Here is a 12,122-nt window from a genome sequence, read left to right on the forward strand (position 1 = left end):
CAGGGGATTTTAATTCAATTGTATTATATTAGATAAAATTTAAACACTATGTCAGCTATACTTGAAGTTTTGTTAACAACGCTATTTGGAGCGCCCGCTTTGAGAAATAAAAGATCTTTTAAACCTGTTCAATTCGCCTTGGCGGTTGTGATGTTGTGTTTCGTCGCTTGGATGGCAGTTGATATCTGATATTAAAATCAACATAAGATGATAGCAGTAAAATTGACGGTTGAGCAACTAGTAGCTGCGTTAAAAGGGCTCAATGAGAGAGAAAAAGCGCAGGTGAAACAAGCCTTAGCTCAAGATCAGGACGCCGTTTTGCGAGAGCCTGATTTGGCTGAGAGGTATAAAAATGCGGCTAAGGATGCATTGCTGTTCGAGAAAGGACAACTCAAGACCTATTCACTTTCGGAAATTTTAGATGAGCTTTGCGGTCAGATCGTATAATAAAACTTGTTTTTTATTAACGATCAGCGTAACTTTGTTCTACAGTGCCCGGCTATTCATTTGCAATAGTCCTGCACTTTAAAAGAAGAACATATAACCCAGGCCAAGCCCTGGGTTTTTTGATTTTTGGTCTTTTTGTTGAGGTTAAAAAAGGCCGCCCGCACCAGGCGACCTTTTGATCGCTTCTTGTGTTTCGCCGATGAAATAAGAAGCGAGAGGGCGTAGTTTAATGAGTTTTAAGCCATTCCAGTCGGCGCTGATCTGGCAGATGTTTTACAGTAAAGTTTTCAAATTTGGCTTCGAAGCCATCACCATCAGGGCTGGCGGCCATTAAGCCCACCATTACGGGGCTGTTGTCTTGCAGGGGTGCGTTCCGGGTCATGATGTAGGTCTTGTCGTCAAGTGAATAAAAGATTTCGATCGCGTCCAGCCTGCGTACTACTTTGATCCAGATGAATGGCGGTACTTTTTCGAGCGTAGTAACGCTCCAGTCGCTTTTCACGTTGGTTACCACTGTGCTCACGTTAAATTTGCCGTCAACGAACTCTACTCCGGTTTTAATATAGTGTTTTTCGTCTATGCGTATCATCAGGCCCATCTGATCGAAGCGCGCCTTATATGCTCCGGTCAGTTTTACCTTAGCTTCAAATTCGCCTCCATAATTGGCGTAGTAAAAGGGTGCATCGTCTACCGTAAATCCGTAATGCGAAATGCGCCAGTAGTCGGTCTTCGGCGTTACCTGCATGATGAGGCTGTTGTCTTTGATCTCCCACTTTTGCGGTTCGTTAAACCAATGCAGCTTATTAAGACTTTGAGCCTTTGCACTGGTAAGGCCCGCAATGAGAAATAGGGCAAAAAAGATTTTTTTCATGATTTTTATTTCAGGACTAACTTGTATGTTTAGCAAAGTTATCGACTGTTTAACCGTTATTCAATGGTGATAAATAACCATAGCAATACTGATTCAAATCTTCGCCAGCTTCTGGATATAAAGCTGCTGGCTCAGCCATTTGGCGGTGCTGAAGGGCAGATTACGCTTGAACAGGCAAAGTTGATTGCCGAGGTATACAATAGGATAGACCAGTGTACCTGCGTGTTGAGCGATCTGAAATCCAGAAAGAGCTATATTTATTATAGTGCCCTCGCGGCACGTCTTGGGATTGAGCAGCGCGAGTTGGAAATCGATTCTATTTGGGAGGATGCATTGCTTTCGAGGATGCATCCGAAAGATGTACAGGCAAAATATCGGCTTGAACTGCAGTACTTTCAGCTCCTTAGTGCGGTTCCGGTGGCGGAGCGTGGTAACTATGAGGTAATTACTGGTCTGCGCGCCAGAGATGAGCAGGGGAAGTTTGTTAAGTTGAAGCACAGGTTGCTTTACATAAGCAGTGCAGACGATGGCTCGGTCTCTTTAGCACTCTGTTTGTATTATTTGGTATACGATCACCCGGGCCACGGCGTACCTGAAGGTGTTATCGTAAACAGGAAAACCGGGCTCGTGATTGGTTATGACGAAGAACAGTTTAACCGGCTTCTAAGTCCCAGGGAACTGCAGGTGCTGCAGCTGATTAAGGCTGGCCTGCGAAGCAAAGAAATTGCCGATAAGTTGTTGCTGAGTATCAACACGGTGAACCGGCACCGACAAAATATTCTTAAAAAGCTTAACGTAACGAATGCTATGGAGGCTTGCAGCGTGGCGGTGGTTACGGGGTTGGTATGAATACCGCCAGGCATCCTGAGCTACTTCAGCTGCTGCTTTAGTATTTCAACTTTCTCCTGCTCACTTTTGAGTAGGCGTTCGTATAGCGCTTTGTTTTCTTCAATCACTTGCATCAGCTTGTCAAGAGGGTTGAAGGTTGGTTGAACATTTATCGCATTCAGCGTAGAAGTGTCATTGCTCGTAAAAGTGTTCGAGATAATGTTAAGTACATTTTCTTCACTAAAATTCTTAATCCCTTCTACCGGTACGCCTAGCACTTTCGCTACCCTTTGCAACAATTCTTCTTCCACCAATTCACTAGCCTCCATTCTGGAAACCGTCTGCTGACTCACACCTAATTCTGCTGCAAGGGCTTCTTGTTTTATACCCCTAAGTTCGCGAATGCGGCTGATCTTTCTGCCCAGGTGCGCTTGCTTTTTGATGGTTTCCATAACGTAAATATACATATTTGAAGGATATCGCAATTCATTATATGGTATAATACATGCTGCTCAGCGTAAAGTACTCCTGAAATGAGTTCGACACACGGAGTCTGAGGGGCATTTTTATGTTCATGACTAGAATAAGTTTTTTCGTTCTCATGCTGATGCTTGCGCTCTGCGGGCAATATGAGGCGGCGGCACAAAGGAAGAATAGCTGCGATGTGAGTGCCTATGATCGCTGTAAATGGGGCTTCAGCAAATTTAAAAGTGGTTTTGAATCGTCATTTCATATAACACCCTCGCGCTTTAATAAAGGCCGGCGCATCATTGTATATAACAAGTCGCTGGCAGAACTGTACGCTATTGCCCTTGGTGCCGGAAACCAGTTTTCGTGTGAGCAGATCATTGTCAACGTGCGTAAACCCCAGATGCTGCAGGCTAAGTATTGTTATGAGTTAAATACCCCGCCCGATCTAACAGATGTTATGTTTGTGATCATGCAACAGCATCTGGAGGGGCAGTATCCGGAATATACCGCTGCCCTGGAAGAGCGAACGATTGGCGGCGTGACAATGAGTTGTGTGGTGCTGCGCGACAAGGAAAGCTAGGATGTCTTTCGCATACTTTGCTTGATCTTTTCCCGGTGCTGCATGCCCCAGTCGCGCAGTTCGGAAAGAACATGTGATAGCGACTCGCTGTATGCAGTTGCTTCATAAACGATTCGTTGCGGAGTGTCATCATGCACGCGACGAACCACAAATTCGTTCAGTTCAAGTTCCTTTAATTCTTTGGCAAGCATCTTTGGGCCTATCCTTTTAAGGATCTTTTGCAGTTCTCCGAACCGTCGGGGAGATTCGGTCAGCGAAAATATAATGGCCAGTTTCCATTTACCGCCCAATACGTATAGGGCGTCGCTGATATAGTTAGCGCTGGCGGTGCATTGTTCGTGATTTTCCATAACACAAAGTTAAGCACTTCCATTTAGGGAAGTGCTTCCCTGCAGGGAAGTATGGGTTCAACCCTGATTGGCAGAAATAACTTTGCTGCAAATAATTTGAATCGGAATAATCATGAAAACAATTCTTCATTTAACTTCAAGTCCCCGTCATGAGGCCTCAGTGAGTATCAGTTTAGGTAAAGCAATCGTAGAGCAGCTCCAGCAAAGGTATCCGGAGAGCAGGGTAGAAGAGGTTGATCTTCTGCAGCGGAATATCCCTCATCTTAACGCCCAGCATCTGCAATCTTTTTTCACGCCAACGGAGCAGCTTACTGCGGCCGATCAGGAAGCGATACGGCATTCTGATAATGCAATCAGTCAGCTGACGGCGGCTGATCTTATTGTTATCGGCGCGCCGATGTATAATTTTACCATCCATTCGTCGCTAAAGGCCTGGATCGACCACATCACACGCGCGGGCAAGACCTTTAAATATGGGGAGCACGGACCTGAAGGCCTGGTTAAAAATAAGAAGGTCTATCTCGCTGTGGCTTCCGGCGGAGTTTACACCGAAGGTCCTTATCAGCCGTACGACTTTGCCGTGCCTTACCTGAAATCCATGCTTGGCTTTTTGGGAATGACTGATGTTACGGTATACAGAGCAGAGGGTATCAATATTCCCGGAATGCAGGAGCATGCGCTGGAAAAAGCGGTTGCTGAAATAAGTGTTTAATATGGGTTGTGATGATCTGGTTTGTAATTCTTTCACTATCTTAACGGAACCAATTAACGTTTTATGAACCGGATCATTTTTACCTTAATCTTATCATTTACTGCCTCATTTACGATCGCACAATCAGGCGTGCAAAATGGTATAAAAGTAGAACGCAGAACCATGACGGGCGCGGAATATAACCGGCTACCTAAGCAGGCGCTCCCCACAGATTCTCGTGTTTATGATTTGGTTGGAAACGTGCTCGATTCAACTGAGGTACAGCGCCGGCTTGCCACTTATGAATATGAGGTGCGAACCTACGAAGTTGGCGGATCCCTGAGATACGTGCTCACAAAATTCAACGAGCGTGATATAGAGCGCGAGCGCGAACTGGAGGAATACCTGAAGCCTGGCAGCCCTCTGCTCCAAAAGGGTATGACGTTGGATCTTAAACCTTTCGAAAGCCGTACCGACATCGAGGCCTTGAACGGAAAGGCAGTAGTCTTGATATTCTGGTGTGAGGACTGTTACCAAAGAATTCCTGATGCTTATAAGCAGGTAAATGACGTACTATCAAGGTTTCATGGTTCAGAAAAGCTTGCCATTATCACTGTGACACATCATTCTGTTGATCAATCTATAGCAGCCCTTAAAAAAAGCCCGATAGTAAACACGCAGCATATTGTGGCTGCGGCCGACCTCACTTCAAAATTCGAAACTGGTAACAAGCCGGTGATCGTGGTGACTGACCAGAATCACAAGATTGTATATGCTACTCGCAACTGGGCCGGGATGACGCCTCGGAAGATTTTTCTGTCTATCAAAGATTTAAAGTGAGATTGCTATCTTAGTGCAACTAAATTAACTTTCGATGAACTTCGCTTTTAAGGTATCAATGGCATTTAGGCCAGTACTGTTTATTTTCTTATTTGGAATTATCGGTTCCTGTAAAAAGGATAAGACAGAAAATAAAATTCTGAAAAGGCCCACATCTTTGGTCACCAGTGGCGGACCGGTAACTGTGAAGTTGGAGTTTGCATACGAGGGAGAAGGCAAATTGAAACAGTTGAAGTCGTACTCTAATGGCGCGCTGACCAGTACAGTCATGTATAGGTATGACGGAGGCACTCCATCGCAGGCCGATATATATCTAAATAATCCGGAAGGCGAGCAATTAGTAGCCAGCGTTAGCTTTAGTTACTCAAATACACGATTGACTAAGATCTCTTTTGAGCCCAGGGTTCAACATTTTTCAGATGCGAAAGAACATACATTCAATTATAGTTCTGGAATTATACCCCTGAACCATACTGTTCTGCTTGGAGGTACACGCAGTGATGAGATTCCAGATTTTCCAGATAGCTCACCTGGCGGGGGAGGCATCGTTTTTATTAAATACCCTACACCAGACATACCGCCCGCTATGGGTGATAAAGATAATGCTTACCAGGTGGATACCAGGACAAATCCCTTTTTTGGCTTGCCCATCATTTCGGTAACAACAGCAACTTGGGGGACGCCAGGCAAACCGATAACATCGTTGTTATTTGATGGGCTTCAGTTTTTTCACCGGAATAATGTAGTAAGTAAGCAAATTCATTTGGGCGCTGGTAGTATGTTAGGCAGTAAAGGTGAATACACTTACGATTCAGATGGTTATCCTATTGTGATAAAGCACCTCGGGCAAGCCCTGCTACCCAATCGTGCTCAGACGTTTTTCAATTACTGATAAACCGGAGGAGTGCTGAAGCTATTTTTTAAGTTCTTCTTCGTAGTCTTTTTTCAGCTCTCTGAGGTCTTCTTTAAGCTCGCGACGTGCTTGGCGCTTTTCTTTAGCGCTGTCAAATGTTTCGCTTTTAAATTCGCGGATCAGGTTCTGGCGTTCAAGCTCGTAGCTCATTTTAGCTAACGAAGCTTCCATATCAAAAAATTGGAGTCAAAGATTTTTTCACTATCTTAATGGAATAAAATTAACCTCATATCGAATAAGCTCTGACTCGCCCATGAAAAAGTTGTTTTTAACCGTTGCCATAGCCCTTAGTGGGGTATTTGCTATGGCACAATCCAATGGCGCTACGGTAACCAAGGTGGAAACTCGCACGGCATCTGGCGCTGAAATTAAACGCATGATCGGAAATGTTAAAATTACCGACCCAAAGGTATATGACAGGGAGGGGAACGTTGTCGACTCTGCGGAGGTTGTACGCAGACTGGCTACATATGAATATCAAAAAGGCTGGACTCAGGTCAACGGCGAGTACAGGCACCTGATCACAAAAATCGATACCGTAAGACAGGCGGCCGTCGACCGTAATACAAAGCTCATGCTTAAGCCCGCCAGCGCGAAACTGCAGGAGGGGGTGACACTTGACCTGCGACCTTTTAAAAGCCATGTTGACGTGAAGGCATTGCAGGGTAAAGCTATTGTGCTGGTGTTTTGGTGCGACGGATGTTATGGTGGTAGTCAGCCTGACGCGTACAAGCCGGTAAACGAAGTGCTGAGCAGATTCTATAATCCTGATAAGCTTGCCATTATTACGGTAACACATCATTCTATTGAGCATTCTTTCGCCGCGCTTAAAAAAAATCCTATCATTAACACCAAGCACATTGTAGCGGCTCCGCAGCTTGCCAGGGAATTTGAAACAAACGGCCGGCCGGTGCTTGTATTGGCCGATACAAATCATAAGATTTTGTACGCTGTGAAAGACAATGCGATGATGACGCCGAGGATACTTTCTTTTGCTTTAAAGGATTTGTAATATGGAACACGGAACACAATTACAGAACTTGCCCGTTCGGCAGTCAAAGCCGCCTTATCTTTTGGGATTGCTTTGTATAATCCCTTTGATTGGGGCTTTTGTGGGGCTCGGACTATTGTTATATGCCATATTTGTTTACAAGAATAAGTGGTTGGCCGCGATAGGTATTTCGGGCATAGTGTTTACCATTGCGGTTTATGGATCAATGTTTTACTTTATGACACACAGTGATTTATCTAAAGAAGGTTTCGCTGAAATATCGAAAAACCAGTTGACCAGCTTGGTTGGCCACCTGGAAGCCTACAAAATTAAGCATGGCAAATATCCGGACAGTTTGCCTCAATTGCTGACTGATAATAAGTTTGCACCAATACATGATGCCGTCCAGGGAGTTCAGCTGAGGAAAAACACACTTTACAATTATCAAAAAGTAGGTGATGTTTATAAGCTTTCGTCTATGGGGCAGGACGGGATTCCTAACACGAAAGATGATTTCTACCCTGAGATATGGATAGATGCTGATAATAAGGGACAATAGCCTGCTTATTTCTTGTACTGACTGTTAATCCATTTCGAGATTGTTTCCAGCACTTCGGGTGCAATGGTCTCTTCTATTTTTGCATATTCATTAAGGTCGCCAGTTTCAGCGTGCTGGAAAAAGTGATTTAGTCCGGGGAAGGCGATGGTCGTGAAATTTTTATTTCCGGCCTCTTTAAGGTGTTTTCCAAAGCCCTCCAGATTTTCGATAGCGGATACTTGGACATCCTTTTCTCCATTTATGGCCAAGACTGGGATAGTTAACTTGGATAAGTATATTCCGGGGTCGTACGCAATGAAATATCGCATCCACGGATTGAGCACCACAGAAGTCATTGAAGCCATGGCCTTATCAGAATTGGGGCCCTTTAAGCCAGATTTCCACAGGAAGCTTTCCGGTTGACGTTGCATCCAACCGGCCATTTCCTTTTTTAACAATGGTGCGAGTGTTTGGATATCGCCGGTTCGCTCGCTTAAACCATATATCAAGCGATTTAATGTGTCGATTCTTGATAGTTCTTCGTCTGTGAACCCCATGTTTCGATACGCCCATCTGCCTTGGGCAAGCATCAACTCAGAGCCCTTAATACCAACTCCAGCAAGACTTATCAGAAAGGCAATATCTTTGGATCGGGTCGCTGCAATCGGGCCGATAACACCGCCTTCGCTGTGTCCTATCAGTCCAATTTGTTTTGTGTTGATTCCTACCTGCTTCTTTAGATATTCCACCGCCGCAAGCACGTCATCCGCAAAATCAGCTGAAGTTGCTCCTGCCAAAACACCTGTACTCTTGCCCACTCCACGGTCATCTACCCTTAACACGGCTATACCACGACGACTTAAGTAGTCAGCAATAACCCAAAACGGTTTGTGTCCAAAGGCGGTCTCATCCCGATCTTGTGCCCCGGATCCTGTAATCATAATAACAGCCGGATAATCGCTTTTCAGGTCAGGCAGTGTAAGTGTAGCGCCAAACCGAATTGATTTCTCCTTGTTGTAAAAGGTAACATCTTGTATGATATATGGAAACGGTGGTTTGGGCGTCTGGGGGCGCTTAACCTCAAAGTTCACTACCTTAATAAAGGTAACAGGTACTTTCCCAGAACTGTGATTCCAAAAGCCTTGAATCTTAGAACGGTCGCTATTAAATACACCGCTAAAGCCCTGTTTCATAGCTTCAGAAAAAGCTATTAGGCTATCCGTGCCGATGACCAGGCGAGATACCGGAATGTCAAAGGCATTCTGGTCGGGACTGTCAAATAGCGCTGTGTTTAATTCTGTGGTTTTGTCCGTGGATATTTTCAGTATGATCCGGATCGCTCCCAATTTCGTCTCCCAAATGCTTGGGTCTGATTCTTGGGCCGACGTACCATAAGCAAGCACGCCTAAGAGGCAAAATATTATCAAGCGTTTCATTCAGATTTATAGATGTAAGTTATTTCCTAAGTATCTTCTCCATGGCTCTGCCTTTCGCCAGCTCATCGATCATCTTGTCGAGATAACGGATTTTCTTCATCAGTTCATCTTCAATTTCTTCTATGCGATATCCGCAAATAACGCCAGTTATCTTGGATGCATTGGGGTTTAGCTGCGGGGCTTTGGCAAAGAAAGTTTCGAAGTCCGTTTTCTCGTCAATGTGTTTTTGCAGGCTCTGCTGATCGTATCCCGTGAGCCAAAGTATGATTTCATCTACCTCGGCTTTGGTGCGTCCTTTCTTTTCTGCTTTCTGAACGTAATGTGGGTACACGCCGGCAAAAGACATTTTATAAATCCTGGTGTTCATCATATTTTTTGAGGTTGCTGATCACTGGTTTGATAGAGGGAGCTTAATGCTGTTTCCAATTCAGGGAGCCGATTATTACTGGCAACAGAGTTGTAGACAATTCTGCCCTGGCGGTTAACTAAAAAATAGTTTGGTATAGCGTAAACGCCGAAACGCTTGGGAATAAGTCCTTTTTGCGGCTTCAATCGTTCTGATACGTTAATCCAGTCGAGCCGTTTGTTCTGTACATGGGCCTTCCAGCGGGCTAAATTATCGTCGTCATTGAAATAGACAACCTTTAGTCCCTTGTTCTTGTAGCGGTTATAAAGAGCCTGAAATTTCGGTAGGTCTTCCTGGCAAGGCACGCACCATACGGCACAAAATACGATAAGGTAAACCTCGCCCTTAAGCGACGCGTTCGTAAACGGTTTCCCTTGCAGATCTTTAACCGTGAAAATGGGGACGGGTTTGCCTTTGGCGCTGTCTTCCAGCGCCTTGAGTTTGTTAGTAACACGTTCACGCAGGTCCAAACCCAGTGCCGATTGCTGCAAGTCGCTACGTAAAACTTTGTACGTTTCAAGTATGGTGCGTAGATGTTTTTCACTATTATCAAACGCATTTACGTAATTTAGCTGTAACAGGCTTCTGTATTCATCCGGGTTTTGCTTGATGACACTGAGCATATCAGAATTTATCTTGCTCGCCTGATCAGCTGTGGGCGTATTAATGGTTGTCTTCGTGTTACGTGAAATAAAGCTGTTAGCTATGCTATCGAAAACGTCAGACAGCCGATGCGTAGCGCTTGTTCCTCTTGTGTCTGCTAGCATTAACCAGTTTCCCTTTAAAGATACATTGAAGTCATTGATCCCGGTGTCGATAGAGAAATATTTGTACCGTTGGAATTCGCCGTTATGGATCGTCATTTTAGCGAAATGACATGGTTGGGTTAAATTTCCTGAGATGCTGACCTTTCGATCGTTCACCGTCGCCTTGTAAGTTTCCGTTTCTTGAAGCTGTCCGTTATCAAGTAAATTTATAGTCACCGACTTTATTACATCATCTGTCGTGTGCAGGGTCAATTGAAATTTGCCTTGTCCGAGTACTAGGTTAGTTAAAAAGAGCAGGGCTAAGAGCGGCGCTGTTTTCATAATCCGAATGATTAAATCTTATTATGCAATCTAAGTGATTTATCCGGAAAAGTCAAAGGCAAGATGCTACCAAGTGTCCACGAAATCTGGGATTAATCTGGGTTTTGTTCGGGAATAGTCCACAAATAGTACCTTTTTTGCGAACAAGCCCCAGACTAGTCCCGAAGAAATGTTGGACCAGGACATATTAATATCTCTGTAACAAATCGAGCATCTTCCGGTCGAGCTTGTGTCCCTGATAATCTTCGTATGCAACGTCCGTACGCCCACTGTCTAATATGCCAAATCCGCCGCGGAGGTTCCAGAGCGACCAGCCCCAGCCGTTCTCTTTCCAGATCTTCAGGTTGTCTTCCATCCAGGCCAGGGCTGTATCGTGCGGGGTGTGACTAAATGCGCCCCATTCACCAACATGCACGCCCACGCCCTGATCTGAAAGTTTTTTCCATGGTGCAAATTCTTGTCGCAAGCGGTTCTGGTCCCATCGGTCGTTATTACCAAGCACCAACGGCCATGTAGGTGTTTTACTCCAATCCATGTTTACCCATGATGCTTTGTAATGGCTTACCTGCATTGGGCCGTATCCGCGTGTGCTTTGCCCCACATTCAGTTTGGCAGCGCCAAATAAAGGTTTAGTGCCCCATTGCAGGCCGTCGATGATAATAAGTCGTTTCGGATCTTCCTTACGGATGGTCTCCACGATCGGGGTAATGACTTTCAGATAATCCGCTTCGCTTACGTTTGCCGGTTCGTTGATCAGATCGAAACTCAGTTTGTCGCTGCCTATCTTTTTATATCGCTTGGCAAGGGTTTGCCAATGAAAGGCAGCTGCTTCCAGTGCCTTCTCATCTTTCCAAAGGTTTAGCGGCTCTGCGGGTGGGTTAACGCAGTATCCAGGTATCCGGTGAAGGTTCAGGTTTACATGGATTTTGTATTTCGTGCCATAGGCGATGGCCTCGTCAATCTCCTTCAATACCGCTTCGTTCATGGTAAACCAGTCGCCGGGCTCAGACCAGCACCGGTACGACATAGGCAGGCGGGCGAAGTCGAAGCCCCAGTCGGCCATCATCCTGAAATCACTTTCCTTGAAGGGTTGATTGTGATCGCCGTTGAACTTCTCCAGCAGATTAAAGCCGCGCCACCGGGGAAGTTTATTGGTTGCCGACTGAGCGCCCATAATTAAGTTGGGGCCGACTAAACTAAATGCGGCCAAGGACATGCCAAGCTGGAGGAATTTTCTGCGTTTCATAATACAAATTTTTTTAACCATGCGTAGGGTTTTCTGGTGGTTAAATACTGGGGATTGCTATCGTGCTCGTAAGCTTCCTGCTCGAAACAGATGTGCATATAGGCACGATGGTGGTTGCGGTATATCACCAGGTTTAGCAAGTAGTGCAGGAGGTATAGCAGGTAAAAGGGCAGAATTAACAATTCCAGTTGTTGCCTGAAGTGGATGAGTTCGTGCCGGATAATCTGCTGATTGTTACGCGCCTGCTGATCCTTGAAGAGTATGAAGGGATACAGCGCCATCGCACTTGCGGGTAATTTGCGGAAAGTGGCTGCCCTGTATTTCATAATACTAAGATAGGTAACGGTGTGCGACTATGATTGGATGATTCTCATTTTGATTAAGTATTTCCGCAAATAGGCTACAATCGGGAACTGCATACCGGCA

17 protein-coding genes are annotated in these 12,122 nt (G+C 45.1%); 8 read left to right on the forward strand and 9 right to left on the reverse strand.

Annotation, left to right across the window (positions count from 1 at the left end):
* The first annotated feature begins 207 nt into the window (after positions 1–207).
* Positions 208–447 carry a hypothetical protein gene (locus tag J3P40_RS06710; protein ID WP_256004026.1) on the forward strand — a complete coding sequence of 80 codons (240 nt, stop codon included), beginning with the start codon at positions 208–210 and terminating at the stop codon, positions 445–447.
* 226 nt (positions 448–673) lie between these two features.
* On the opposite strand, the gene J3P40_RS06715 is transcribed toward J3P40_RS06710, so the two are convergent.
* Complete coding sequence (locus J3P40_RS06715; RefSeq protein WP_256004028.1) at positions 674–1,318, reverse strand: DUF1349 domain-containing protein; 645 nt, start codon at positions 1,316–1,318, stop codon at positions 674–676.
* A gap of 63 nt (positions 1,319–1,381) precedes the next feature.
* Here J3P40_RS06715 and J3P40_RS06720 point away from each other — a divergent pair, with 63 nt between their 5' ends.
* Positions 1,382–2,167: a helix-turn-helix transcriptional regulator gene (locus J3P40_RS06720; protein WP_256004029.1), complete on the forward strand. Its 786-nt coding sequence runs from the start codon at positions 1,382–1,384 to the stop codon at positions 2,165–2,167.
* Between the two features lie 20 nt (positions 2,168–2,187).
* Here J3P40_RS06720 and J3P40_RS06725 read toward each other — a convergent pair whose 3' ends face one another.
* A complete protein-coding gene (locus J3P40_RS06725) occupies positions 2,188–2,613 on the reverse strand; it encodes a helix-turn-helix domain-containing protein (protein WP_256004030.1) in 426 nt (141 codons plus the stop codon).
* Between the two features lie 107 nt (positions 2,614–2,720).
* Between J3P40_RS06725 and J3P40_RS06730 the strand changes: the two genes are divergently transcribed.
* The gene (locus tag J3P40_RS06730) at positions 2,721–3,197 is read left to right on the forward strand and encodes a hypothetical protein (protein WP_256004031.1); all 477 of its coding nucleotides are present in this window, start codon (positions 2,721–2,723) and stop codon (positions 3,195–3,197) included.
* Here the strand turns inward: J3P40_RS06730 and J3P40_RS06735 are convergent.
* Positions 3,194–3,547, reverse strand: a complete 354-nt coding sequence (locus J3P40_RS06735; protein ID WP_256004032.1) for a winged helix-turn-helix transcriptional regulator — start codon at positions 3,545–3,547, stop codon at positions 3,194–3,196. The genes J3P40_RS06730 and J3P40_RS06735 overlap by 4 nt on opposite strands.
* A 112-nt stretch (positions 3,548–3,659) precedes the next feature.
* Between J3P40_RS06735 and J3P40_RS06740 the strand changes: the two genes are divergently transcribed.
* From J3P40_RS06740 to J3P40_RS06750, 3 genes are all read left to right on the forward strand, one after another.
* A complete protein-coding gene (locus tag J3P40_RS06740) occupies positions 3,660–4,259 on the forward strand; it encodes an FMN-dependent NADH-azoreductase (protein ID WP_256004033.1) in 600 nt (199 codons plus the stop codon).
* Positions 4,260–4,322: 63 nt separating this feature from the next.
* Positions 4,323–5,078 carry a TlpA family protein disulfide reductase gene (locus J3P40_RS06745; protein ID WP_256004035.1) on the forward strand — a complete coding sequence of 252 codons (756 nt, stop codon included), beginning with the start codon at positions 4,323–4,325 and terminating at the stop codon, positions 5,076–5,078.
* Positions 5,079–5,136: 58 nt separating this feature from the next.
* Positions 5,137–5,970 carry a hypothetical protein gene (locus tag J3P40_RS06750; RefSeq protein WP_256004039.1) on the forward strand — a complete coding sequence of 278 codons (834 nt, stop codon included), beginning with the start codon at positions 5,137–5,139 and terminating at the stop codon, positions 5,968–5,970.
* Positions 5,971–5,991: 21 nt separating this feature from the next.
* On the opposite strand, the gene J3P40_RS06755 is transcribed toward J3P40_RS06750, so the two are convergent.
* Positions 5,992–6,162 carry a hypothetical protein gene (locus J3P40_RS06755; protein ID WP_256004042.1) on the reverse strand — a complete coding sequence of 57 codons (171 nt, stop codon included), beginning with the start codon at positions 6,160–6,162 and terminating at the stop codon, positions 5,992–5,994.
* Between the two features lie 82 nt (positions 6,163–6,244).
* Between J3P40_RS06755 and J3P40_RS06760 the strand changes: the two genes are divergently transcribed.
* On the forward strand, positions 6,245–7,003 hold the full coding sequence (locus J3P40_RS06760; RefSeq protein WP_256004045.1) for a peroxiredoxin family protein: 759 nt from the start codon (positions 6,245–6,247) through the stop codon (positions 7,001–7,003).
* Between the two features lies 1 nt (position 7,004).
* On the forward strand, positions 7,005–7,541 hold the full coding sequence (locus J3P40_RS06765; RefSeq protein WP_256004048.1) for a type II secretion system protein GspG: 537 nt from the start codon (positions 7,005–7,007) through the stop codon (positions 7,539–7,541).
* A gap of 5 nt (positions 7,542–7,546) precedes the next feature.
* Here the strand turns inward: J3P40_RS06765 and J3P40_RS06770 are convergent, their stop codons facing one another.
* The 5 genes from J3P40_RS06770 to J3P40_RS06790 form a co-directional block, all read right to left on the reverse strand.
* Positions 7,547–8,956: an alpha/beta hydrolase family protein gene (locus J3P40_RS06770; protein WP_256004050.1), complete on the reverse strand. Its 1,410-nt coding sequence runs from the start codon at positions 8,954–8,956 to the stop codon at positions 7,547–7,549.
* A gap of 19 nt (positions 8,957–8,975) precedes the next feature.
* Positions 8,976–9,326 (reverse strand): DUF2200 domain-containing protein, encoded by a 351-nt coding sequence (locus J3P40_RS06775; protein WP_256004052.1) that lies wholly within the window; start codon positions 9,324–9,326, stop codon positions 8,976–8,978.
* The gene (locus J3P40_RS06780) at positions 9,323–10,450 is read right to left on the reverse strand and encodes a TlpA family protein disulfide reductase (RefSeq protein WP_256004054.1); all 1,128 of its coding nucleotides are present in this window, start codon (positions 10,448–10,450) and stop codon (positions 9,323–9,325) included. The genes J3P40_RS06775 and J3P40_RS06780 overlap by 4 nt, the downstream gene beginning before the upstream one ends.
* A 187-nt stretch (positions 10,451–10,637) precedes the next feature.
* Positions 10,638–11,696: a glycoside hydrolase family 5 protein gene (locus J3P40_RS06785; RefSeq protein ID WP_256004056.1), complete on the reverse strand. Its 1,059-nt coding sequence runs from the start codon at positions 11,694–11,696 to the stop codon at positions 10,638–10,640.
* A complete protein-coding gene (locus J3P40_RS06790) occupies positions 11,693–12,022 on the reverse strand; it encodes a hypothetical protein (protein WP_256004057.1) in 330 nt (109 codons plus the stop codon). Before J3P40_RS06790 ends, J3P40_RS06785 begins: the two co-directional genes overlap by 4 nt.
* Between the last annotated feature and the right edge of the window lie 100 nt (positions 12,023–12,122).

The sequence above is a fragment of the Pedobacter deserti genome, assembly GCF_024436415.1.
Lineage (GTDB): Bacteria > Bacteroidota > Bacteroidia > Sphingobacteriales > Sphingobacteriaceae > Pedobacter > Pedobacter faecalis.

Excerpts from the sequence above, each read along its gene's own strand:
- J3P40_RS06710 (WP_256004026.1), top strand. The coding sequence starts at position 208 with ATGATAGCAGTAAAATTGACGGTTGAGCAACTAGTAGCTGCGTTAAAA.
- J3P40_RS06715 (WP_256004028.1), bottom strand. The coding sequence starts at position 1,318 with ATGAAAAAAATCTTTTTTGCCCTATTTCTCATTGCGGGCCTTACCAGT.
- J3P40_RS06720 (WP_256004029.1), top strand. The coding sequence starts at position 1,382 with ATGGTGATAAATAACCATAGCAATACTGATTCAAATCTTCGCCAGCTT.
- J3P40_RS06725 (WP_256004030.1), bottom strand. The coding sequence starts at position 2,613 with ATGTATATTTACGTTATGGAAACCATCAAAAAGCAAGCGCACCTGGGC.
- J3P40_RS06730 (WP_256004031.1), top strand. The coding sequence starts at position 2,721 with ATGACTAGAATAAGTTTTTTCGTTCTCATGCTGATGCTTGCGCTCTGC.
- J3P40_RS06735 (WP_256004032.1), bottom strand. The coding sequence starts at position 3,547 with ATGGAAAATCACGAACAATGCACCGCCAGCGCTAACTATATCAGCGAC.
- J3P40_RS06740 (WP_256004033.1), top strand. The coding sequence starts at position 3,660 with ATGAAAACAATTCTTCATTTAACTTCAAGTCCCCGTCATGAGGCCTCA.
- J3P40_RS06745 (WP_256004035.1), top strand. The coding sequence starts at position 4,323 with ATGAACCGGATCATTTTTACCTTAATCTTATCATTTACTGCCTCATTT.
- J3P40_RS06750 (WP_256004039.1), top strand. The coding sequence starts at position 5,137 with ATGGCATTTAGGCCAGTACTGTTTATTTTCTTATTTGGAATTATCGGT.
- J3P40_RS06755 (WP_256004042.1), bottom strand. The coding sequence starts at position 6,162 with ATGGAAGCTTCGTTAGCTAAAATGAGCTACGAGCTTGAACGCCAGAAC.
- J3P40_RS06760 (WP_256004045.1), top strand. The coding sequence starts at position 6,245 with ATGAAAAAGTTGTTTTTAACCGTTGCCATAGCCCTTAGTGGGGTATTT.
- J3P40_RS06765 (WP_256004048.1), top strand. The coding sequence starts at position 7,005 with ATGGAACACGGAACACAATTACAGAACTTGCCCGTTCGGCAGTCAAAG.
- J3P40_RS06770 (WP_256004050.1), bottom strand. The coding sequence starts at position 8,956 with ATGAAACGCTTGATAATATTTTGCCTCTTAGGCGTGCTTGCTTATGGT.
- J3P40_RS06775 (WP_256004052.1), bottom strand. The coding sequence starts at position 9,326 with ATGATGAACACCAGGATTTATAAAATGTCTTTTGCCGGCGTGTACCCA.
- J3P40_RS06780 (WP_256004054.1), bottom strand. The coding sequence starts at position 10,450 with ATGAAAACAGCGCCGCTCTTAGCCCTGCTCTTTTTAACTAACCTAGTA.
- J3P40_RS06785 (WP_256004056.1), bottom strand. The coding sequence starts at position 11,696 with ATGAAACGCAGAAAATTCCTCCAGCTTGGCATGTCCTTGGCCGCATTT.
- J3P40_RS06790 (WP_256004057.1), bottom strand. The coding sequence starts at position 12,022 with ATGAAATACAGGGCAGCCACTTTCCGCAAATTACCCGCAAGTGCGATG.